This window comes from Bradyrhizobium sp. USDA 10063 (genome assembly GCF_054063735.1).
In genome coordinates, this window is the sequence record NZ_JBSSGP010000002.1 from 7096301 (window position 1) to 7118714 (window position 22414).

The following is a 22414-nucleotide window of genomic DNA, read 5'->3' on the forward strand; positions in this document are numbered from 1 at the left end:
CGCGATGCATGCATCGTCGCAGCGGATGAAGCGCAGAGAATCTTTTGAACGAGTCAAAATTTCTCGCGCGCTTTCACAGCAACGATAAGTGTGCGTCATGTTGCCGCATTAGACAAAGGTCGCCAACCACAACCTTTGGGGTCGATGATGACTTTCAATCATAAGAAGAACTGGCGAACCACCACGGCACTTTGCGTCATCTCAACAGTTGCTGTCGCAACAGCCGCCTATGCAGCACATTATCCCGGCGGCCGAAGTGATTGGGACAAGCGCTCCCATCACAATCGTTTCGCTCATGACAATCAGGGCAACGATCATCACGGTAACAACGATCACGACAACAATGGCCACCATGGTGACCACGGTGACAAGGACAATGATCCGGCTGACAAAGTGAAGACCGCGTCGCCGATCAAGCACGTCATCATCCTGATCGGCGAAAACCGCGGGCTCGACCACACGTTCGGAGTGTACAAGCCGAAGGGTAAGGGACAGACGATCTCCAACCTGCTGTCGAAAGGCATCGTCAACGAGGACGGCTCGCCGGGTCCGAACTTCGCGCAGGCGCAGCAATACTCGGTCGCCGCACAGTCCTCTTTCTATATCGGTGCGCCGACGATCGCGAAGTCGCCCTATAGCGCGACCAATACGATGCCGCAGCCGAATACGGCGGGCACGCCCACCGCGCAGAGCGATACGTCGCCTCCGTTCAAGACGATCGCCGAAGCCGGCGTCGAGAAGGACATGGATGCGAGCGATCTCGATATCCTCACGACCGGCTTCAGCGGTCTGCCGACTGGCGTCCTCGACACCCGCGTTCCCGGCGCTGGTCATTTGACCGGACCGTTCCCGCTGCAGGGCGAGCAGATCAGCGATGACGACTACACCGGCGATACCACGCATCGGTTCTATCAGGACTGGCAGCAGGAGGATTGCAGCGTCGCCAGTGCCACGAAAGCCAACAACTCCGGTTGCCTGAGCGACCTGTTCCCGTTCGTGATGGCGACCTACTCGGCGTCAAACAAGAGCATGGCCAACTCGATGGGCTTCTACAATGCCCAGCAAGGGCAGGCCCCGATCCTGAAGATGCTGGCTGACCGCTTCACGCTCGGTGACAACTTCCATCAGTCGTTCCACGGTGGCACCGGCGCCAACCACTTCATGCTCGGAACCGGCGACGCGGGCTTCTGGAGCGATGGCAAGGGCAATCCGACCACGCCGCCGGCAAACCAGATTGCGAATCCGAATCCGGTGTCCGGAACGGTGAACCGCTACACGGTCGACGGCAACTTCAGTGACTGTTCGGACGTCGCGAACCCCGGCGTCAAGCCGATCGTGACTTATCTGAACAACCTGCCGTATTCGGCGGAGCCGAACTGCAAGCCCAACCACTACTACATGCTCAACAACACCAATCCGGGCTATTTGCCGAACGGTGCGCTGGCGGGCGGAAACAACATGCCGCCGTCGTCGGTGCGGACCATCGGCGATGCCTTGATGGAGAAGAAAATCTCCTGGGCCTTCTATGGTGGCGCCTATAGTGACGCCGTGGCGCTTTCGAACGCCGCGGTTGCCGCCAATCCGACGAAACCGGATCTCAATGCGGCCGCGCTCGCCGATCCGGCACACGCGCTCGGCGTGGCCTACTGCCAGATCTGCAATCCGTTCCAGTATGCGACCTCGATCATGGCCAACCCGACCGTGCGTCAGGCTCACATCAAGGACACAGCAGATCTGATCACGGCGATTCAGGACAACACCCTGCCGTCGGTGTCGTTCGGCAAGCCGGACGGTCTGCTTGACGGCCATCCGCAAAGCTCGAAGGTCGACCTGTTCGAAGCCTATGTCCTGAACGTGCTGAACGCGCTGGACAACAATCCGGAACTCAAGGCGGAGACCGCAGTGTTCGTCACCTTTGACGAAGCCGGCGGCTATTGGGACTCGGGCTACCTCCAGTCGATCGACTTCTTCGGCGATGGGCCGCGGATGCCGATCCTCATCCTGTCGCCCTATTCGACCGGCGGCAAAATCTACCACAACTATGGCGACCACGTCTCGCTGCTCAAGTTCATCGAGCGCAACTGGGGTCTGCAGCCGCTGACGAACCGCAGCCGGGACAACCTGCCGAACCCGACTTATTCGAGGAACAACGAGTATGTGCCGACTAACAGCCCCGCCCTCGCTGACATGTTCGATGCGTTCGACTTCAGCAGGCCGGTCACGCTGTCCTATACCGAGTAACTGAACAGCGTTTCATCCGATCTGAAGATGGTGCCGATCGAGCCAATGGTTCGGTCGGCACCAGCGCATGTTTCTGCGCCGGAACCGGCCGGATGAGGTGTTGCCGATGCATCGCGAGCGGATGATGGCGTTAGGGAACAAGAGGCTGAGAGCATGCCTGCTTGCTTTTGTCGGTTCGGCGCTTGCCGGCGTTTCGGCGTCGGCGCAGCAGTTTTCCGCGGACCTTGTCACGACGCAGCGTGAAAAGGTGGTGCGTGTGGGACGCTTGCGTGTATCCGAAAGCAGGGTGAGGATAGAGACAACCGACTTCGCCGACGGCTTCTTTCTGGTCGACGGGGCAAAGCCTGCGGCCTATTTTGTGCGCCGGCGGGCGCAAGTGTTCATGGACGCAAGGCAATCAAGTCCGCTTACGCAGATGTTTGTCGCGGTTGATCCCGACGAGCCCTGCCGGCAATGGTGGGCGATGGCATCCTTGGCGGCGCCGGTGGATCCGGATAGGTGGCATTGCGAGCGCGACGGGGAAGGGACGGTCGGAGATCGCAAGGCGGACGTCTATCGGATCGTCGCGGGATCCGGCACCGGCTTTTTCGGCTGGGTCGACCGCGAGCGCAGGTTTCCGCTCCAGATCAAGACCGCAGACGGAGCGGTGATCGCCATCGAGAACATCCGTGACGAGCCGCAGCCGGCACAATCGTTCGAAATTCCGCCCGGCACGCGCAAGTTCGATCCGCGGGCGTTGATCGATCGCATCAAGCAGAGCGACGTCTGGGTCGCTCCGCCGGACTCGGAGTGAGCGGTCACTGCGATTGCCTGGCTGTCGATTGCAGCATCCGCCCGAGCGCCGCGTAGTGCGACTGGTGGACGTTGGCGTTGAACAGCGACCACGGTTCGGCCTTCTTCAGCGCGACCGGCACGTCGAAGGTCGCGAGCATCGAGAACTTATCGTATTCGGTCATGGCCTCGTCGAGATGGCCGGCCGCAACTGCGAGATCAATCCGGCGCAGACTGAGAACCAGGTCCTTGACGGCGGTGCGTGCCGCAAGCCGCTCCTCCTGGCCCCCGACTGAAGCATACCTGATATCCGGAATATGCTCGGTCAGTTCACGCAGCTCGGCGCCTACGCCCGTGACCGCCAGCGAGACCACGGCTGTATCCGCGGCGGGGATGGCCAACTCGAGAACGCTCGCCAGCTCACGCACTTCCTTCATCCGGATCGCCACGCCGTCCTTGTCGAAAGGGCGGTCGCCGTCGCCGACCGCGGTCAGATAGGCGACGAGGTCCTGCACGTCCTGCGGCGAAAGACCGAGATCGAATACGCGGTCGAAATGTCCGACCACTTCTTCATAGGTGTCGTACCGGCCATCGTGGAAGTAGGGCGCGTTGAAGTTGGCGTTAAGTAGGGTCGGCGTTTTCACCAGGCCGCCTGAGCCCACATCATGGCGGGTCTGGTCGGCGAAGACGCCCGTTGGAGTATGACATGTGGCGCAACTGAGTTGGGGCTGGTGTGGAAACGGCTTGAAGAACAGTTGTTCGCCGCGGCGTTCGGCGGCACTCGCCTGTGGCGCTCAGTACGCCGCCGGGCGCAATCCTGGGATTGGGAAGAAAATCGATGTCGTTGATGTAGGCGACCAGGGCGTCCAGGACGGCATCGCTGGGCCGCGGCCCGTCAAACTCGTTGACGATGACATTATATACGAAGTCGCGCAGCGAGGTGATGCGGCCGTCATGCCCGTAAGGCGCGAGAAAGCGCGCGCCGCGCAGGCTGGGGATCCGGACCGGATCGAGAATGCTGTTGAATGCCTTCGGATTGAACATCAGGCTGCTGGTATCGAAGGTGCCGGGGCGCGAGGAGGCACCGGGAACGAACAGCTTCGGATTCGAGGCCCCATTGATGTGACAGGTGCCGCAGCTCATTTCCGCCTGCCGCGCCTTGCCGCCCAGGATGGAAGGCGAGTTGAATGCGAGATCGCCGAGGTTGACCAAATAGGACTTGTGCCCGCCCACGGACTCCGAGTGGAACAGCTCGCGCGGCTTCGCCAGTGCTTCCTCGGACAATTCGGTCCCCGTCGGCAAGACAGTCTGATCACCGCCCAATGGAAATGCCTCTGTCCGCAGGGGGACGAGGGCCGCGACAAGCGCGATCAGTACAATCAAGACGGACGAAGTGGTGCGATCCGCGGCAGCCGCACCATCTCGGCGCGAGCGGCACGCAAGAATGTCCCTGGTCATCACGACAAAAGCCCCTGCAACAACCTACTCGAGCGGTCTGTGAACAGCAGATGTCGCGCAGATGACGGTGTCCCTGCTGGCGAGACCGCGGCTGGACTGGATAAACGAAGCTTGTCGTCGGTTTGATGACGCTCAGATGTCAGAGCACACCTCGATATCGGTCTAAGCATGGCGCGAGCGTCCCGGCATGTGCGCGACTCCTGCATTGTCGGAAAACAGTCATCGGATCGAAATGTGCGGCAGATAGCCTCACTTGCGTTTCATTCCATCTTTGCTCTCAGGGGAGAAAACCATGCGGCTTTGGGGAGCCATTCCCGCGTTCACATTGGCTGTCGGTGCGGTCGCTGCCTCGCCCGTAGTGAAGGCCGAAAATCTGGTCGAGAAGATCGTCGATCAGTTCAAGCACGACATCAGGGACGATTTCAGACATCATGATCATGGTCACGACCATGGTAATCATGGTCATGACGATCTGCTGAAGGCGTACAAGCACATCGTGATCATCTATCAGGAGAATCACAGCTTCGATAACCTCTACGGCCACTGGGGCGACGTCGGCCGCGACAAGATTAACGGCATCTCCGATGCCGATCAGCCGCACACGCTGCAGGTCCGCCAGGACAACAAGACGGTCTACACCTGCCTCTTGCAGAATGACGTCAACCTCACTTCTCCATCGCCGTTGCCGACGAGCTGCACCGACAACGGAAGCTCGGTCGCCATCCTCAGCGCCTTCAAGAACAAGCCGTTCGAGATCAACGACTTCATTCCGACTTCGGCAACCACCTGCCCGAAGCCGCTCGGCGCGTTCGCGGCTCACGGCTTCCTCAATGGCACTGGTCTGCCCGGCGGCTGCACGGAAGACATCGTGCATCGCTTCTACAGCGAGCAGTACCAGATCAATGGCGGCCGGCAGAACCGCTACGTGACCGGCAGCGATGCGTCGGGTCTTGTGATGGGCTATTACGACACCAAGAAGCTGCCGATCTACCGCTATCTCCATGATCGCGGCGCGCCGAACTACGTCATCGCCGACAGCTTCTTCCAGGGCGCCTTCGGCGGCTCGTTCCTCAACCACCAGTTCCTCGTCGCGGCCGCCGCCCCGCAATTCGTCGGGGCGTCCAACGACGGCAGCGCCAACGACCTGCACTCCATCGTCGACGCCAATGGCATGCCGACCAGCACGCCGCTCTACACCCCGCTCACCACGGTGAAGGATGCGCAACTGACGGCGAAGTGCAGCCAGTCCGGTTTGCCGGCCGGGTTCGCCTGCGGCGACTATGCCGTCAACACGACCCAGCCGTTCTATCAGCCCTATTCGCCCGGCACGGCGGATGCGAGGCGCTTGCCGCCGCTCAACACGCCCAACATCGGCGACAAGCTGTCGGCCAAGCGCGTCGACTGGGCCTGGTATTCGGGCGGCTGGTCGAACGCCAATGGTGACGTCGGCGCTTCGGGCTGGACCAACGGAAACGGCACCACCTGCACCGATCCGAACCATCTGCCAACCGCGGTCTTTCCCAACTGCGTCGACGTGGACTTCCAGTTCCACCATCAGGCGTTCAACTACTTTGCCAACTACGCGCCCGGGACGAAGGCCCGCAAGGACCATCTGAAGGACGAAGCGGAGTTCATCCAGGCGGCGAAGAGCGGCAGGCTGAAGGACGTCAGCTTCGTCAAGCCGATCGGCGAAGAGAACGAGCATCCTGGTTACGCCAGCGAGGCCGAGGGCAGCCAGCATCTGGTTGACCTGGTCAAGGCGATCGTCGAGGGTCCGGATGGCAAGGACACCCTCATCGTCATCACCTATGACGAGTTCGGTGGCCAGTGGGATCACGTGCCACCGCCGCCCCACAATCGTCGCGGCGATGACGCGGAGGCTGCGGATCAGTGGGGACCGGGCACCCGCATCCCGGCGCTCTTGATCTCCAAGCGCTTCGAAAAGTCGGGCGTCGCCCGCGAGGATTACGACACCACCTCGATCCTCAAGCTGCTCGAAAAACGCTTTGACCTCGATCCGCTCGTGACCCGGCCGGTGCGCAACCTCGCGGTGGCGCTCAAGGCCGGCGATTCCGATCGCCACTGAGCATAAGCAACAAGACAAGCTGGCCCGGATCGACGTCAGGTGCGGGCCAGTTGATTCAAGCTCTGTCGGCGTAACAGCTTTCTCTCACGTCTCACATCGGTGCCGTCCCCGCGAAAGCGGGGGCCCATAACCACAGGGAGATGTTGTGGCGCGAGCAAGTGGCTGCAGCGGAGCACACGACAATGGCCTGTGGTTATGGGTCCCGAGGCAAGCCCGGGACGACGTGGGGTGGGATTCGGATTCAAATTTCAAACAGCGATGTGGATGTGAGTCCGCATTCTCGCGGCATGTATCGCCCGAGCTTTGCGTCACTTTCCGCCCTCCTCGATATCAGAGGGCGCAGGGAAAGCCGGGTGCCGGTTGCACCCGTGGGCCCCGTGCAACAAAAAGCACGGGGGTAGGACCACAGGTCAACCGAAGCAACTCCGGCTTTCCCTGCGCAGTGGTTTTACGGTTTACTTCGTGCTCTTCCCGGTGACCGGGCTTTCTTGCCACCGTCATCTCTTGCGTGAATTTGTTCACGCAAAAAACTTAGCGCCAGCGTCGGGGCGCCAGAACCACACGACTTCGCCGTCCGTGATGTGCGTGCTCGTCAGTCACACCCATCACGTCCACCGCATCTCACCGCAACGTTCGTGACGATCGCGAGCCGCCCCTCATCCGCCGTGAGACGCGCGGAGTTAAAGCACTGATTTGCCCGACGGCGAAAGCGGAATGTTTTTTGCGCGAGGGCTGGACAAGGCAATCACGTTGATTGGCTTAAGGAAAATCGCACGAATGATACGACGCCGTCATGCCCGGGCTTGCCCGTCTTCGCTGTCGCTTCGCCGGACTGACACTGGCGCGCCCGGCGAAGCCTTCGCGTAGCCGGGCACCGGGCATCCACGTCCTTGGCATCATCGCGTGAGGGGAGAACGTGGATGGCGACTTGTCAGTGCGGCACGATCAGCTCGCTCAGCCCGCGGGTCATCGCGGCAATATCGAGCGGCTTCTCCCACAGCGGGACGTCTTCGAATTCGGGGTCCACCGCGGTCCTGTCATAGCCCGTCGTAAACACGAAGGGGATGCCGCGGGACTGCAACCCGCGCGCGACGGGGAATATCGACGCGTTTCTGAGGTTAACGTCGAGCACTGCGCCATCGACCGTCCGCAGTCCACTCAGGATGGCCAGCGCATCTTCGACATCGCCGACCGGCCCCTCGATCTCGGCGCCGAGTGCCTGGCATGCGCGCGCGATATCGTCGGCGAGGAAATATTCGTCTTCGACGATAAGGACGCGGCGTCCGGCCAAGAGGCCGCGTTCGCGAAGAAGAACCGGTGCTGACATTGTACCTCCAGCGTCCTGCGCCGCCGGAATCCTCCGTTGGAATTAGGAACGTAAGGCGAAGCCTCGCCTTGTCGTAAAACACTCCAAACAATGGTGGGTTCCATGGGCAACCGCGACATTATTGTCATCGGTGGCTCTGCCGGCGCAACGGCGCCGCTGAAGGACATCTTAAGCCGGCTGCCGGCGGACTTGCCGGCGGCGATATTCATCGTGCTGCACATACCGGCCCAGGGGATAGGAATCCTTTCCACCGTGGTGAGTTCGGCCGCCAAGCTGCCGGTTCGCCAGGCCGAGAACGGCATGATCATCGAGCATGGCCACGTCTATCTCGCGCCACCGGACCACCATCTGTTGCTGTTCAGGGATCACATGATGTTGGGCCGCGGCCCGCGCGAGAACATGGTGCGTCCGGCGATCGATCCGTTGTTTCGCTCCGCGGCGCTGCACTATGGACCCCGGGTGATCGGCGTCGTCCTGAGCGGATTTCTGTCCGACGGGGCAGCCGGACTGAATGCGATCAAGCGCTGCGGCGGCTTCGCGCTGGTGCAGGACCCCAAAGATGCCACAGCCGACGAGATGCCGCTGCGCGCGCTCGAGGCGACCACCGTCGACCTCTGCGTTTCCGGCCGCGGGATCGGCGACGTGTTATCCGACCTGGTTCGTGAAGCGGCGGGTGCCGCGCTGCCGATTCCGCCGGAAATCCGGTTGGAAGTCGAGATCGCCGCAGGTGAGCGGATCGGCAGCGATCGCCTGATCCCGATTGCCGATCCGGCGCCGCTGACCTGTCCGGGCTGCGGTGGCGTGCTTTCACAGCTCAAGGACGGTCATCCGCTGCGTTTCCGCTGCCAGGTCGGTCACGCCTATACCGCTGATGCGTTGGCCAGGGAGCAGGAAAACCGTGTCGATGAGGCCTTGCGGGTGGCGCTGCGGATCATTGAGGAGCGCGCCGAACTGGTCCACCGCATGGCGCTGGATGGCAGCCACAGCGGCCGGGCCGCGGTGGCCGAAATGTATGAGGCGCGGGCGGCAGAATATCGCGAATATGCCGACATGATCCGGCGCGTCGTGCTACAATCACTCGACCCGCGGCCTCCGAAAGCTTAGGCGTTGCCATGGCCATATCGCTTGCCGAGCGTGCCGAGCAGCTCAGGGTCGAGCGGCGGCTTCTGATCAAGGCAGATGCCGATATTGAGGAAGGCTCCAAACGCCTCCGCAACCAGCAGGATCTGTTCTTCGACCTGCAGGCCGCCGGCCACGATACGACGCAGGCCGAACGCCTCGTCCTTCTCCTGGAGCAGACCCTGCTGCAATGGGAGTGCCATCGCACGCTGATCGAGCAGCGCATCGCATATCTCGAGAACGAACTTTATCCGGTCCCGGTCAAGGGGAAGTGACGCGTCGGGGCTTCGGGAATCCGGCACTGAGCACTTGCAGTCAAGCCGTTGCCGCACGCTTTGCGCAAGCAACCGTTCTCGATCAGCAACCGCCGTGCATTCGCAACCGGCTAGATCGGCCGGACGATCCGGGCTGTGACTTCTTCCTACAGTCGCGATCGTGAGTTCCGAGGCCAGTCTTGCCAGTATGGCGTTCGATGCCTTAGGGCGGGCGGCTGCGCTGAGCAGTCGATCGGATCGTACTCTCACGCGTTATTTCGCCGTAATCTCTGTTGGGGTAGTGTCAAAGTCTGCTATGTGCATGGTTTGCCGAGCTGAATCAGGCCCAAGAGAACAACGAGAGCCGCCGCGCCATGAGTGAACCCGGATCGGAACCAGTGGATGCGGGACGTCGTGCAAAGGCCCCGCTAGTCATCGGCGTCGGCGCGTCCGCCAGCGCAATGGACAGTATCGAGCGGTTCTTCTCGAAGCTGACGCTCAATTCCGACCAGGCCGTCGTCCTGGTGTTGCAGCATCGCGAGGCGTTCGACGACGGACGGCTGCGAGAGATGCTCCAGCGCTCGGATAGTAGCCAGCTTTCCGAAATCCAGGACGGCGTCGCGATCGAAGGCGGCACGATCTATCTCTGCCCTACCGACAGGATCGCCACGATCCAGGGTGATCGCCTCGCTATCCGCAAGGCGGAGCAGGCGCCGGGCGAACGCGCCACGATCGACAGCTTCCTGGTATCGCTAGCGGAAGAACGCGCGGAGGAAGCGATTGGGGTCGTGCTCGCCGGGACCGGCGGTGACGGGACACTCGGCGTCGCGACCCTGAAGGACCATGGCGGGCTGGCCATCGCCGAACGTATCGTCAGCGATCCTGACGATCACCTCGCCGACAGCAATCATGCGGCCGCGATGGCTGATTTCGTGCTGCCGCCTGAGGATATCTCCGAGCACATCCAGGTCTACGCCCGCCATCTGCGGCGGCTGGAGGAGAGGCAGGGATTTGACGAGATTCTCGCCGCCGCAGCCAGTTCGCTGTCGCGCATCGCCGACATCCTGCGCAACAAAACCGGCAACGATTTCCACGGCTACAAGCAGAACACCTTCCTTCGCCGCGTGCAGCGGCGCATGCAGGTGGTGCAGATCGATGAGATTGCCGCCTATGTCGACTACCTTCGGCAGGACAAGGACGAGGCGCAGCACCTCTTCAACGACCTCCTGATCGGGGTCACCGAATTCTTCCGGGACAAGCGGGAATTCGAAGTGCTGGAAACCCAGGTCATTCCGAAGATCTTCGAGAACAAGGCTGCCGGCCAGCAGGTCCGTGTCTGGGTGCTGGGTTGCGCCACCGGGGAAGAGGCCTACTCGATCGGCATCCTGCTTCGCGAGCAAATGGCCAAGCTCGACTCGCCGCCGCAGGTGCAGATTTTTGCGACCGATATCGATGGGCGCGCGCTGGCCGCGGCCCGGGTCGGGCGCTATCGGACCAGTATCGAGGGCGACATGTCGCCGGAGCGGCTGGCGCGCTGGTTCGTCCGCGAAGGCGACACCTACTGCGTCGTGAAGGAACTGCGCGAGATGTGCATCTTCTCGCAGCACAACGTCATCAAGGACGCGCCGTTCTCGAAGCTCGATCTGGTATCCTGCCGCAATCTCCTGATCTACCTGAACGCCGAGTTGCAGAACCGGGTCATTCCATTGTTTCATTTTGCTTTGCTGCCGGACCGCTTCCTGTTCCTCGGCAATTCCGAGAATGTGACGCGGCATCCAAAACTGTTCACGCCGGTGGATCGTCGGGCGCGCATCTTCAAGAGGCTCGAGACCGGCACCCGCCTGCCGCCGGAATTCCCGATCACGACCGCGGCCGGGCGCGCGGCCGTCGAAGCCCCGCCGGTCCGGTCCCTGGGTCCCGATGTCGGGCTCGAACGCCGCGCCCAGCGCATCGCCGAGCGCTACGCACCGGCCTACGTCATCACCGACGAGAATTTCCAAATCCTGCATTTTTCGGGCCGCACCGGCCGCTATATCGAGCCGACCGCGGGCGCCGCGACGCTCGATTTGCTCGGTCTCGTGCATCGCGATCTCCGGCTCGAATTGCGCACGGCGCTCAGCCGGGCGGCGGAGACCAACGAGGCCGCGCATGCCGAGCAGGTGCAACTCGGCGTGAACGGCCATCGCGTGATGGTCGATGTCACCGTCGAGCCGATCCAAGACGGCACCGGCGGTTCCCGCAGTTTCGTCGTGCTGTTCAAGGACGGCCCGGTCCAGGTCCTCGACAACAAGGAGAATAATCCCAATGCGCTGGTCAGGACCGAGCACGTCGAGCGGCTGGAGAGCGAATTGCGGGCCACGCGCGAGCGGCTGCAGGCCACCATCGAAGAGCTCGAAAGCACCAACGAGGAACTGAAATCCTCCAACGAGGAATATCAGTCGCTGAATGAGGAGCTGCAATCGGCGAACGAGGAGCTGGAGACCTCGCGCGAGGAACTGCAGTCGGTCAACGAGGAATTGACCACCGTCAATGGCGAGCTGGCGCACCGGGTGCAGGAGCTGACCCGCGCCACCAGCGACCTGAAGAACTTCCTCGAGAGCACGCAGATCGCGACCGTGTTCCTGGACAATGACCTCAAAGTGATGAATTTCACGCCTGCGATCACCCAGGTGCTGCACCTCGTCGAAACCGATGTCGGCAGGCCGATCTCGCATATCAAGGCGCGGATTCCGATCGAGGAGCTCTATGACGAGGTTCGCCGGGTGCTGCGGACGCTGGCCAGCACCGAGCGCGAATTGAGCGTGCCCGACAGCGGCACGCGCTACATTGTCCGCATCCTGCCGTACCGGAGCATCGACAATTTCATTGCCGGCGTGGTCGTCACCTTCATCGACGTCACCGCGCTCACGCGCGCGGAGCAGCGGCAGCGGCTACTGCTCACAGAACTCCAGCACCGCGTCCGCAACACGCTCGGCGTCGTCCGCTCGATTGCGCGCCGCTCCGCTGAAACAAGCTCCAATGTCGAGGAATATGCCGCTCACCTCGACGGCCGACTGAACGCGTTCGCGCGCACGCAGGCGATGGTGACGCGCGATCCCGAGAGCGGCGTCGATCTGGAATATCTCGTCATCGAGGAACTGCTCGGCTATAATGCCCGCGAGGGTGAGCAGTTGCGGGCCTCCGGTCCTACCGTGCGTTTGCAGCCAAAGGCTGCGGAGACCTTTGCGCTCGCGATCCACGAGCTTGCCACCAACGCGCTCAAATACGGCGCTTTAAGTCAGTCCTCCGGACGTATCGAGGTGGGCTGGCGCATTGATGAGGCGGTCGATCCGCCGCAACTGATTTTCGACTGGCGCGAGCGGGGTGGCCCGCCTGTGGTCCCGCCGCCCCGGAAAGGCTTCGGAGCCGAATTGCTGGAGCGGACGCTGGCATTCGAATTCAAGGGGCAGACCACGATGACCTTCAACACTGGCGGTTTTCACTGCATCATTACGATCCCGCTGAACCGGCGGACCATCCATACGCCCGCGATGGGCGCCTAGATGCATCCCACCGTTTTCGACGCGAGCCTGGCCCAGCCGGTGATCCGGCGACTGAATGCGCTGCGCCGCATATCGGATGACGGCATCGCCTCGCTCGAACGGACGATTCGCGAGGGGATGCAGCGCATCGGACCGGGCGAAGACCTGATATCCGAGGGCGATTCGATCAACGGCGTGCGGATCATCCTGTCGGGCTGGCTGTGTCGCTACAAGACGCTGGAGGATGGAAGACGCCAAATCGTCAATTTCGTCCTGCCGGGCGAAACCTGCGATGCCTATGCCTATCTGCTGTCGGTGATGGATCATTCCATCGCGAGCTTGACGCCGGTGGTCTATGCCGAGGTGAAACGTCCGCAATTCGAAGCGCTGGTCGCGCACGACCGTTCGCTCGCAGAGGCGTTCTGGTGCGAGACGCTGCTGAACAGCGCGATCCAGCGCGAATGGGCGATCAATCTCGGCCGCCGGCTGGCGCTCGAGCGCGTGGCGCATCTCCTGTGCGAGATCTATGAACGGCTGCGGCCGGTCGGGCTGACCGACGGCAATTCGTGCGGCTTCCCGGTGACCCAGATGGATCTGGCCGATGCGACCGGCCTCTCGGTGGTCCATCTCAACCGCACGCTCCAGGATTTGCGCAGCTCCGGCCTGATCCTGCTGCGCGAGCGGACGCTGACGATCACTGACCTGGGTGCGCTCAAGAGCACGGCGCTGTTCTCGCCGAATTATCTGTATCTCTATCGGGCGTGAGCCGCGCCGGCGTCGTGGTTTTGGAACCGGCGATTGGTTCCCTTCGTTGAGTGGTCAGCTTGAGGGCCGCAGCGGTCGGCTGGCGGCGGTCCGTTCGAAAGCGAAAGGATACCACCATGGAGATCATGAGATTCAAGGACATGTATCTTGCCGAATTGCAGGAACTCGTCAGCGTCGAGCAGCAGCTTGGCGAGGCATTGCTGCGCATGGCCAAGGCGGCCTCGCATCCTTCGCTGAGGGCCGCGCTGGAGCGGCATCAGCGGGAAACCCTCATGCAGGAGGAACGGCTGCGGTCGATCCTGCAAAAGCACGGCGCCGGCGCCGAGCAGCATACGGACCAGGCCATGCAGGCGCTGATCCATGAAACCGAGAAGATGTGCGCAATCCTGAAGGACGATTACCTCCGCGACGCCGGCCTGATCGCCTCCGCGCAGAAGCTCGAGCATTACGAGATCGCAGCCTATGGAAGCACGGCTGCGCTTGCGGGCCAGCTCGACCTTCGGGAGGACCAGCGGCTGCTGCATGGTGCGCTCGAGGAGGAAAAGCGGGCGGACGAATTGCTGACGGCGCTTGCCAAGGGTGAAATCAATCAGGACGCGCTGGCGGCCTGATCGGCCGCTTCCTCCGACGTTGCGCGGTTCGCTGCCTCGGTAGCGGGCAAATTCGAAATACCCGGGTGTCCGGTCGACATTAGGCTGGGTATGTTATTGTTCGGATTTGTGATGGGCGGTGCCGATGGGCTCGGGGCCGCCTTGCCCGAGGAGAAGCTCCGATGCGCGACGACAAGGAAGATGCGCTCAGCCGTTCGCTGCGGAACCTGCATCCCGCCCGCTCCGCCGCCACTCAGCGTCTGTCGCGCCGTGCGGTGCTTCGGAACATTGGAGTTGCCGGCCTGTCGCTTGCTGTCTCGCCGGCCTTCGCCGACGAATTCGTCAAATTGCCGTTTGCCGGCGGGCCGCGGCAACGGCCAGTCACGCATGCTTTTCCGCAGAAAGGCGACATGATCCTGCAGCGGGTGCGGCCGCCGCTGCTTGAAACGCCGATGGACGTGTTCGATCGCGGCGTCTTCACGCCGAACGATCAGTTCTATGTGCGCTGGCACTGGGCCGAGATTCCGAATTCGGTCGATGCGAACGCCTTCCGGCTTGCGGTGCGCGGCCATGTCGATCGGACACTGTCCCTGTCGCTATCGGACATCGTCCGCGACCTGCCGCGGGTGGAGTTGGCCGCGGTCAATCAATGCTCCGGCAATTCGCGCGGCTTCTTCGCTCCTCGCGTGCCCGGCGCGCAATGGGCGCATGGCGCCATGGGCAACGCCAAATGGGCCGGCGTGCGACTGAAGGACGTGCTGGACCGCGCCGGCGTCAAGTCCGGAGCGGTTCAGGTCCGTTTCAAGGGATTGGACGAACCGGTCGTGCCGGACGCTCCGACCTTCCGGAAGTCGCTTGCGATCGATCATGCCCGCGACGGCGAAGTCATGATCGCCTACGCCATGAACGGCGAGCAACTGCCGCTGCTCAACGGCTTTCCGCTGCGGCTGATCGTGCCGGGATGGTACTCGACCTATTGGGTCAAGATGCTCAGCGACATCGAAGTGCTCGACAAGCCTGACGATAATTACTGGATGGCGGTCGCATATACGATTCCAGATACGCCTCACGCCAGCATCGCGCCGGGACAGAGCGGCGTGAAGATGGTGCCGATCAACCGGATGGTGCCGCGCTCGTTCTTCACCAATATCGCTGACGGCGCGTCGTTCGCCGCGGGCACGCGCGTGCCCGTCCGCGGCATCGCCTTTGGCGGCGACACCGGTGTCGCCAAGGTCGAGTTCTCCAGCGACGGCGGCAAGTCATGGCAGCCGGCCAAGCTTGGCGATGACTTCGGCAAGTACGGCTTTCGCCAGTGGCAGACGGATCTTGCGCTTGCCGACAAGGGCGATCACGCGCTGATGGTCCGTTGCACCAATTCATCAGGCGACGTCCAGCCGGACACGCCGAACTGGAACGGCAGCGGTTTCATGCGCAACGTCATCGAGACCGTGCAGGTCAAGGCAATGTAGGAGCTGATCATGCTGAAACGTCTGGCTGCGATCGGCTGTTTCGGAAGCGCGCTGTTGTGCGCGACGCCGGCCTGGGTTCAGAATCTGCCGACGCTCAAATCGACGACCGTGGAGCTGCCGGCAGGCGATGCCCTGTTTCCCGGCGGCTCCAGCGCCGATGCGATCAACAACAATTGCCTCGCCTGCCACTCGCCCGACATGGTGCTGAACCAGCCGCCATTGCCCAAGGCGACATGGGAAGCCGAAGTGCACAAGATGATCAACACTTACAAGGCGCCGATCGATAAGGCGGACGTGCCGGCGATCGTCAGCTACCTGGTGCGGACCAAAGGCAAGGATTGAGGGGCACGCGGGGAGCCGCGTGCCCGGTGCACTTTCTATTGCGCGGCGGCCGGCTGCTTCGCCGGCTCCAGCGCCTGCGCGATGGCATCGTCGACGCGCTCCAGCCAGATGAACTCCAGCTTGTCGCGTGCGCCTTGCGGAATGTCATCGTAATCCCGCCGGTTGCGCGCCGGCAGCATGACCCGGGTCAGGCCGGCGGCAGCGGCCGCGACGACTTTCTCCTTGATGCCGCCGACCGGCAGCACCAGGCCGCGGAGCGATATCTCGCCGGTCATCGCGGTGTCGTGCCTTACCGTGCGATTGGTGAGCAGCGAGGACAGCGCGGTGAACATGGCGACGCCGGCGCTCGGACCATCTTTCGGCGTGGCGCCCGCGGGCACATGGACATGGATGTCGCTCTTCTCGAACAGCGACGGATCGATCCCGAGTTGCGCGGCGCGGCTCTTGACCAGCGTCAACGCGGCTTGCGCGCTTTCCCGCATCACGTCGCCGAGCTGGCCGGTGAGGATCAGTCCGCCCCTGCCGGGAACGCGCGTGGCTTCGATGAAGAGGATGTCGCCGCCGACCGGTGTCCAGGCGAGGCCGGTCGCGACGCCGGGCACGCTGGTGCGCAGCGCGATCTCGCCTTCGAAACGCGGCTGGCCGAGCACGGTTGTGAGATCGCGGGCGCCGAGCGTCACCTTGGCTGAGCTGCCCTCCGCGATCTGCACCGCGGCATAGCGCAGCGCCTTGCCGATCTCGCGTTCGAGTGAACGGACGCCGGCCTCCCGCGTATAGCCCTTGATGATCGATCGCAGCGCTTCGTCCTCGATTGTCGCCTGGTCCGGCTTCAGGCCGTTGGCCTCGAGCTGGCGGCGCACCAGATAGCGCCGCGCGATCTCGAGCTTCTCCTCCTCGGTGTAGCCGGGCAGGCTGATGATCTCCATCCGGTCCTGTAGCGGTCCCGGAATCGTATCGAGCATGTTCGCGGTTGCGATGAAGGCGACGCGCGAGAGATCGAAGGGAACGCCGAGATAGTTGTCGCGGAATGTCGAATTCTGCTCGGGATCGAGCACCTCGAGCATCGCAGCCGAGGGGTCGCCCTGGATGCCGCGTCCCATCTTGTCGATCTCGTCGAGCATCATGACGCAGGCGCGGGAGCCTGCCTTCTTGATGCCCTGGATGATGTTGCCGGGCAGGGCGCCGATATAGGTGCGGCGGTGTCCCCTGATCTCCGCCTCGTCGTGCACACCGCCGAGGCTGACGCGCACGAACGGGCGGTCCATGGCGCGTGCGATCGATTGGCCAAGCGAAGTCTTGCCGACGCCGGGAGGACCCACGAAACACAGGATCGGCGCCTTGCCATGCGGCGCCAACTTGCGGACCGCGAGATATTCGATGATCCGCGCCTTGATCTTCTCCAGCCCGAAATGATCCTCATCGAGGATGCGCCTGGCGTCGCGGATATCGATCGGCTTTTCGTCCGGCAGCGCCCAGGGCAGATCGATGAGCCAGTCGAGATAGCTGCGAACCATGCCGCCCTCGGCGGCCGCTTCCGGCATCCGCTCGTAGCGGCGCAATTCCTTGCGCGCCTGGCCTTCGGCCTCGGGCGGCATCTTCGCCTTGTCGATGGCCGCGCTCAATTCCGCGACCTCCTGCGCCTTGCCTTCGCCTTCGCCGAGCTGGCGCTGGATGGTGGCCATCTGCTCGCGGAGCAGCACTTCGCGCTGGCGCTCGTCGAGGGCGGCTTTCGTTTTCTGGCCGATCTCGTTGCTCAGCCGCAGCACTTCGAGACGTTCTGCGAGATAGAGCGACACCTTCTCCATGCGGGATGAGAGGTCGATGGTCTCGAGGATCTCCTGCTTCTCCTGCGGCTTGATGTCCATATAGGACGCCGTGAGATCGGCGAGTGCGCCGGGAGCCGTCGTTGCCTGGAAGGCGCCGACCAGCTCGGGCGGCGCCTGCGGCAAGAGCTGGACCGCCTCGATCGCCTGCCGCTGCAGATTCATGAAGCGCGCCTCGATCTCGGGCGACGTGGTCGTCGGCTCCGGAATGTGAAGCACCCGCGCGGCGAGGAAGGGCGTGCCAGGCAGGAAATCAAGGATGCGGGCGCGCTGCACCCCCTGGCAGACAATATGATGGGTTCCGTCGGGCGCAGTGATGTATCTGACGATATTGGCGATGGTGCAGATGCGGTGCAGGTCGTCGGGACCGGGATCGTCGACTTCAGCGTTTCGCTGCAGCAGGATTCCAACGGGCCGTTGTTCGCGCAGCGCCTGTTGCGCGGCGGCGATCGACTTTGCGCGGGCGATGGTGATCGGAGCGACGACGGCCGGAAACAGCACGATGTTGCGGACCGGGACGATGATCAGCGCATCCGAGGGGATCGCGATCGATTCCGCTTTCGCACCGGCGGCGGCCGAACCGGGATTTTCACTATCAGACGACATCTTGAATTCTCACACGGATTTCGACAGGCGCAACACGACGCATCCATTTTGGGCGCTTCGGCTGACGGCGTAGCGTCCGGCCGGCAAGGCAATGCGGCGCTCGAACCCGCCTTGCGGCAGCTCGAGCCGGTGGATCAGTGCGTCGCGGAGCTCAGCCGGCAATATCCGGTGCCCCCTGATGATCAGCACGCCGTTCTCGATGATCGCCACCACCTGATCGGGATCGACACCGGGTAGCGCCACGAAGATCAACAGCTCCCGATCGGTCTCCAGCACGTCGATCGGAGGCTCCCAATTGACCTCGCGCGTGCCGCCCGGCTGCAGGCTGAATAATCGTTGGTGCAGCCGTTCGGCGCGGGCGAGCGATTCGATCGCTTCAGACAACATCCAGTTGACCGGATCTTTTGTCGGCATTTGTCGTTCCGCCTCCAGTAAAATTCGCAAAGCTCGTCGCGTGCCTCAAACCTACTCCGAAAGCGCACGGCTTGCACAGGCACAATGGCAGCCAATGACGCTTGACAGACGGTCTGCCGGAACCGTTGTGGGTTGCGTCTCGGTGCCGTTCAGCCGCGGGTTCTTCGCAAGGACCACATCGACCATCCCTGCATTACTTTGCGGCTTTTCAATCCGAACGGATCGGTACTAAGCTGACGGGAGGCGCGCAATCCGTTCGCCGGAGATGTGGGGTGGTTTGATTCATTATGGGATCGATGGAGGATAATGCCGGTGCGTGGCGCGTCGGCGTGCTGTTTTCACAGACGGGCGTGACATCGGCGATCGAGCGGACGCAACTCAATGCCACCTTGCTGGCGATCGAGGAGATCAATGCGAAAGGTGGCGTGCTTGGCCGTCCGGTCGAGCCCGTGATGTACGACCCAGCATCGGACCCCAAGAAATATCGCGCGTTCGCCGAGCGGCTGTTCCAGGTGGACAGGATCAGGCTTCTGTTCGGCTGCTACATGTCAAGCACGCGCAAAGCGGTCCTGCCGGTGGTCGAGGCGCATCGCGGCTTGCTGTTCTATCCTACCTTGTATGAGGGCTTCGAATATTCGCGCCACTGCATCTATACGGGTGCCGCGCCCAACCAGAATTCGCTGCAGCTCGCCAAATTTCTGCTGTCCGCCTACAACCGATTCCTGTTCGTCGGCTCGAACTACGTCTATCCTTATGAGTCGAACCGCGTGATGGCCGATTTCGTGGTACAGGGAAAGGGCAAGGTGCTGGACGAGATCTACGTGCCGCTGCGCCCGACGCCCGACGATTTCGACAAGGTCATCAAGCGCATCAAGAAGACCTCGCCCGACGTCATTTTCTCCACCGTGGTCGGCAGCGGCACATCCGTGCTCTATCGCGCCTATCGCGCCGCCGGCCTGGATCCGGCGCGGATGCCGATCGCGAGCCTGACCACCAGCGAAGCGGAGGTTGCGGAAATGGGCACTGAGGCCGCCGAAGGCCACATCACCGCCGCTCCTTTCTTCGAGACGCTTTCCTCCCCCGCAGCGAAGCGCTTCGTCACCAGCTTCAAGGAGAAGTATGGTGCTGATGCGCCCGTCACCGCCTGCGCCGAGGCCGCCTATTTCCAGCTTCATCTGGCGTTTCGCGCGGTCGCGAAATGCGGCTCCGACGATCCCGAACAGGTGCTGGGAAATATGCGCGATGCCGAATTCGATGCCCCGCAGGGCCGCGTCAGGGTCGATCCCGAGAACAACCACACCTTCCTGTGGCCCCGGATTGCCCGGCTCGACCGGCACGGCCGTTTCCAGACGGTCTGGAATCCCGGCGTGCGGGTGAAGCCCGATCCCTATTGTGTCGTCCAGAGCCTCGACGATTGGTCAGTCGAGCTGCCGTTGCTCCACTCATGAGCACCCCGTAACGGAGAACTGGACGTGGCTATCCAAATCCTTCGGGACTTGCGCGGATTGCGGGTTCACGTCGTGCATCCGGCTGACACCGAGCGCACCAAGCTGGTCGAGCATCTGCGCCGCATCGGGTGCATGGTCGAGACCCAGTGGCCGGTGCCGGACTGCTGGGCCGAGGGCGCCGACATCGTGCTGCTTGCGATCGAGCACGACGTGCGCGAGGAGATCCAGCGCTTGTTGAAGTCGGATGCAAACCACCGGCCGACGCTGATCGCCGTTGTCAGCTACGAGGATCCGTCTACGCTGCAGCTCGTACTGGAGGCCGGCGCGGTCGCGGTGATCGAGCGACCGATCAGGCCGTTCGGTCTGCTCACCAATCTGACGATCGCGCGCAGCCTGTGGCTCGAGCGGCGCGAGGCCGACAAACGCATGCGCAAACTCGAGCGCAAGCTCGCCGGCATCCAGCGCATCCAGAAGGCGAAGGTCATTCTGATGGACGGCCAGGGATTGAATGAAGCGGAAGCGTATGAGACGATCCGCAAACAGGCGATGGCGAAGCGTCTGTCGATGGACGAGATGGCGGCCGCGATCATCCACGCAAACGAGCTGTTGCAATACCGCGTGAAAGGTGATTAGCTTTTGCGGTGTCGCGAGAGGAAATCCTTCTCGCGACTTTTGCTGGACCATCGATGCTGCTGGTCCGGCGCTGGCTAGGTAAGCCCGAAAGATCCGCGAGGATCTGTCGGGCTTTTTTGCTTTGTGGGGTCGAGATTCGCCGCCGACGCGTTAGCGTTTTCGGGGGAGCGGCCTGATCTGGGACTTTTCTGGCTTCGAAACAACGCGCTTCGGCGCGAAGGGCGTGGTGTGCCTGGACACATGGGGAGTGTAGGTATGGCGATCGACAGACGCAGGTTTTTGAGGAATGGCTTGCTCGCAACGGGCACGGTGATCACGTCGCCATGGGTCTTCCAGACCGGCGCGCGTGCGGCGGGCGAGGTCAAGGTCGGTGTGTTGTTCTCCCTGACCGGAGGTCTCTCGATCATTGAGAAGTCGCTGCACGACGCCACGCTGATGGCGATCAGCGAGATCAACGCCGCCGGCGGCGTCAAGGGCATGAAGGTCGTGGCGATCGCCGAGGACGGTGCGTCCGATCCGAAGACCTACAACGAAAAGGCTTCAAAACTCGTCATCCAGGACAAGGTGCCGACCGTGTTCGGCTCCTATACCTCGGCGAGCCGCAAGGCGGTGCTGCCGGTGTTCGAGAAGCGCAACAATCTCTACTTCTATCCGACCTATTACGAAGGCTTCGAATGCTCCAAGAACGTCGTCTACACCGGCGCCGTTCCGAACCAGCAGCTTTCGAACTTCATTCCGTGGATCATCAAGACGCTCGGCAAGAAGAAGTTCTTCATCGTCGGATCGAACTACATCTATCCGCGCGAGATGGCCAAGGTCTCGAAGATCCTGATCGAGAAGAACGGCGGCGAATGGATCGCTGACGAATATCTCGAGCTCGGCCATTCCGAATGGGGCTCGATGGTCAACAAGATCAAGAGCTCGGGCTGCGACGTCGTGCTGTCCAACGTGGTCGGCGACTCCGTCGTCGCCTTCTACCGCGAATACAAGAACCAGGGCCTCACCCACGACAAGCTGCCGATCTGCGCCACCGTGACGTCCGAGATCGAGATCGCGGCGATGGGCGCTGAATATGCGGTCGGCAGCTACACCTCGTTCCCGTACTTCCAGGCGATCGACACCGACCGCAACAAGGCCTTCGTCGAGCGCTACCGCGCCTTCGTGAAGGATCCGAAGGCGGTGACGCACCACGCGCTGGAGTCGTCCTATTTCCAGGTGTTCCTGTGGAAGCAGGCGGCCGAGAAAGCCGCCGAGATCACGCCGGTCGCGATCCGCGAGGCGGTGAAAGGCCAGGAGTTCGACGCGCCAAACGGCCATGTGAAGATCGATCCTGAGAATCTGCACACCTATCTCACGCCGCGCATCGCGCAGTGGCTCCCGGACGGGCAGGGCAAGATCATCGACGCCTATAAGGAGCCGGTCGTCCCGCTGCCCTATGTCGCCTATGGCGAGACCCCGACCAACCTGTTCTGCACGGGCAAGGGGCTGGAGACGGCCAAGCTCAAAACCTGATCCTGGCACACAGCCTCCGCCGCGCCTGCTCGCGC

At 62.6% G+C, this 22414-nt stretch carries 18 protein-coding genes; 13 read left to right on the plus strand and 5 right to left on the minus strand.

Going from position 1 to position 22414, the window contains the following annotated elements; translation table 11 throughout:
• The first annotated feature begins 147 nt into the window (after positions 1-147).
• Together ACVJGD_RS35515 and ACVJGD_RS35520 are read left to right on the plus strand one after the other, a co-directional pair.
• Entirely contained in the window at positions 148-2241 is a 2094-nt protein-coding gene (locus ACVJGD_RS35515; protein WP_456638559.1) for a phospholipase C, read from the plus strand.
• A gap of 67 nt (positions 2242-2308) precedes the next feature.
• A complete protein-coding gene (locus ACVJGD_RS35520) occupies positions 2309-3034 on the plus strand; it encodes a hypothetical protein (protein ID WP_456638560.1) in 726 nt (241 codons plus the stop codon).
• A gap of 4 nt (positions 3035-3038) precedes the next feature.
• Here ACVJGD_RS35520 and ACVJGD_RS35525 read toward each other — a convergent pair whose 3' ends face one another.
• Entirely contained in the window at positions 3039-3767 is a 729-nt protein-coding gene (locus ACVJGD_RS35525) for a cytochrome c peroxidase (RefSeq protein WP_456640481.1), read from the minus strand.
• A complete protein-coding gene (locus tag ACVJGD_RS35530) occupies positions 3676-4296 on the minus strand; it encodes a hypothetical protein (RefSeq protein WP_456638561.1) in 621 nt (206 codons plus the stop codon). Before ACVJGD_RS35530 ends, ACVJGD_RS35525 begins: the two co-directional genes overlap by 92 nt.
• Positions 4297-4762: 466 nt before the next feature.
• Between ACVJGD_RS35530 and ACVJGD_RS35535 the strand changes: the two genes are divergently transcribed.
• Entirely contained in the window at positions 4763-6556 is a 1794-nt protein-coding gene (locus ACVJGD_RS35535; RefSeq protein WP_456638562.1) for an alkaline phosphatase family protein, read from the plus strand.
• Positions 6557-7487: 931 nt separating this feature from the next.
• Here the strand turns inward: ACVJGD_RS35535 and ACVJGD_RS35540 are convergent.
• On the minus strand, positions 7488-7883 hold the full coding sequence (locus ACVJGD_RS35540) for a response regulator (RefSeq protein ID WP_456638563.1): 396 nt from the start codon (positions 7881-7883) through the stop codon (positions 7488-7490).
• Positions 7884-7985: 102 nt separating this feature from the next.
• Here ACVJGD_RS35540 and ACVJGD_RS35545 point away from each other — a divergent pair, with 102 nt between their 5' ends.
• From ACVJGD_RS35545 to ACVJGD_RS35575, 7 genes are all read left to right on the plus strand, one after another.
• Positions 7986-8987 (plus strand): chemotaxis protein CheB, encoded by a 1002-nt coding sequence (locus ACVJGD_RS35545; protein WP_456638564.1) that lies wholly within the window; start codon positions 7986-7988, stop codon positions 8985-8987.
• A gap of 8 nt (positions 8988-8995) precedes the next feature.
• Positions 8996-9277 carry a hypothetical protein gene (locus tag ACVJGD_RS35550; RefSeq protein WP_456638565.1) on the plus strand — a complete coding sequence of 94 codons (282 nt, stop codon included), beginning with the start codon at positions 8996-8998 and terminating at the stop codon, positions 9275-9277.
• A 353-nt stretch (positions 9278-9630) separates the two neighbouring features.
• Positions 9631-12798, plus strand: coding sequence for a CheR family methyltransferase (locus ACVJGD_RS35555; protein WP_456638566.1), 3168 nt, complete (start codon positions 9631-9633; stop codon positions 12796-12798).
• The gene (locus ACVJGD_RS35560) at positions 12799-13542 is read left to right on the plus strand and encodes a Crp/Fnr family transcriptional regulator (RefSeq protein ID WP_456638567.1); all 744 of its coding nucleotides are present in this window, start codon (positions 12799-12801) and stop codon (positions 13540-13542) included. It abuts the gene before it with no gap.
• Positions 13543-13658: 116 nt separating this feature from the next.
• On the plus strand, positions 13659-14153 hold the full coding sequence (locus tag ACVJGD_RS35565) for a YciE/YciF ferroxidase family protein (RefSeq protein ID WP_456638568.1): 495 nt from the start codon (positions 13659-13661) through the stop codon (positions 14151-14153).
• A gap of 161 nt (positions 14154-14314) precedes the next feature.
• On the plus strand, positions 14315-15601 hold the full coding sequence (locus ACVJGD_RS35570; protein ID WP_456638569.1) for a molybdopterin-dependent oxidoreductase: 1287 nt from the start codon (positions 14315-14317) through the stop codon (positions 15599-15601).
• Between the two features lie 9 nt (positions 15602-15610).
• Complete coding sequence (locus tag ACVJGD_RS35575) at positions 15611-15943, plus strand: cytochrome c (protein ID WP_456638570.1); 333 nt, start codon at positions 15611-15613, stop codon at positions 15941-15943.
• Positions 15944-15978: 35 nt separating this feature from the next.
• Here ACVJGD_RS35575 and lon read toward each other — a convergent pair whose 3' ends face one another.
• A complete protein-coding gene (gene lon / locus ACVJGD_RS35580; protein ID WP_456638571.1) occupies positions 15979-18372 on the minus strand; it encodes an endopeptidase La in 2394 nt (797 codons plus the stop codon).
• A gap of 9 nt (positions 18373-18381) precedes the next feature.
• Entirely contained in the window at positions 18382-18786 is a 405-nt protein-coding gene (locus ACVJGD_RS35585) for an Hsp20/alpha crystallin family protein (RefSeq protein ID WP_456638572.1), read from the minus strand.
• A 287-nt stretch (positions 18787-19073) separates the two neighbouring features.
• On the opposite strand from ACVJGD_RS35585, the gene ACVJGD_RS35590 reads away from it, so the two are divergent.
• From ACVJGD_RS35590 to ACVJGD_RS35600, 3 genes are all read left to right on the plus strand, one after another.
• Positions 19074-20234 (plus strand): transporter substrate-binding domain-containing protein, encoded by a 1161-nt coding sequence (locus ACVJGD_RS35590; protein ID WP_456638573.1) that lies wholly within the window; start codon positions 19074-19076, stop codon positions 20232-20234.
• Between the two features lie 24 nt (positions 20235-20258).
• Positions 20259-20867 carry an ANTAR domain-containing response regulator gene (locus tag ACVJGD_RS35595; protein WP_456638574.1) on the plus strand — a complete coding sequence of 203 codons (609 nt, stop codon included), beginning with the start codon at positions 20259-20261 and terminating at the stop codon, positions 20865-20867.
• A 255-nt stretch (positions 20868-21122) separates the two neighbouring features.
• Positions 21123-22379, plus strand: a complete 1257-nt coding sequence (locus ACVJGD_RS35600) for an ABC transporter substrate-binding protein (protein ID WP_456638575.1) — start codon at positions 21123-21125, stop codon at positions 22377-22379.
• Positions 22380-22414 lie beyond the last annotated feature (35 nt).

Excerpts from the sequence above, each read along its gene's own strand:
- ACVJGD_RS35515 (WP_456638559.1), top strand. The coding sequence starts at position 148 with ATGACTTTCAATCATAAGAAGAACTGGCGAACCACCACGGCACTTTGC.
- ACVJGD_RS35520 (WP_456638560.1), top strand. The coding sequence starts at position 2,309 with ATGTTTCTGCGCCGGAACCGGCCGGATGAGGTGTTGCCGATGCATCGC.
- ACVJGD_RS35535 (WP_456638562.1), top strand. The coding sequence starts at position 4,763 with ATGCGGCTTTGGGGAGCCATTCCCGCGTTCACATTGGCTGTCGGTGCG.
- ACVJGD_RS35540 (WP_456638563.1), bottom strand. The coding sequence starts at position 7,883 with ATGTCAGCACCGGTTCTTCTTCGCGAACGCGGCCTCTTGGCCGGACGC.
- ACVJGD_RS35545 (WP_456638564.1), top strand. The coding sequence starts at position 7,986 with ATGGGCAACCGCGACATTATTGTCATCGGTGGCTCTGCCGGCGCAACG.
- ACVJGD_RS35550 (WP_456638565.1), top strand. The coding sequence starts at position 8,996 with ATGGCCATATCGCTTGCCGAGCGTGCCGAGCAGCTCAGGGTCGAGCGG.
- ACVJGD_RS35555 (WP_456638566.1), top strand. The coding sequence starts at position 9,631 with ATGAGTGAACCCGGATCGGAACCAGTGGATGCGGGACGTCGTGCAAAG.
- ACVJGD_RS35560 (WP_456638567.1), top strand. The coding sequence starts at position 12,799 with ATGCATCCCACCGTTTTCGACGCGAGCCTGGCCCAGCCGGTGATCCGG.
- ACVJGD_RS35565 (WP_456638568.1), top strand. The coding sequence starts at position 13,659 with ATGGAGATCATGAGATTCAAGGACATGTATCTTGCCGAATTGCAGGAA.
- ACVJGD_RS35570 (WP_456638569.1), top strand. The coding sequence starts at position 14,315 with ATGCGCGACGACAAGGAAGATGCGCTCAGCCGTTCGCTGCGGAACCTG.
- ACVJGD_RS35575 (WP_456638570.1), top strand. The coding sequence starts at position 15,611 with ATGCTGAAACGTCTGGCTGCGATCGGCTGTTTCGGAAGCGCGCTGTTG.
- lon (WP_456638571.1), bottom strand. The coding sequence starts at position 18,372 with ATGTCGTCTGATAGTGAAAATCCCGGTTCGGCCGCCGCCGGTGCGAAA.
- ACVJGD_RS35585 (WP_456638572.1), bottom strand. The coding sequence starts at position 18,786 with ATGCCGACAAAAGATCCGGTCAACTGGATGTTGTCTGAAGCGATCGAA.
- ACVJGD_RS35590 (WP_456638573.1), top strand. The coding sequence starts at position 19,074 with ATGGGATCGATGGAGGATAATGCCGGTGCGTGGCGCGTCGGCGTGCTG.
- ACVJGD_RS35600 (WP_456638575.1), top strand. The coding sequence starts at position 21,123 with ATGGCGATCGACAGACGCAGGTTTTTGAGGAATGGCTTGCTCGCAACG.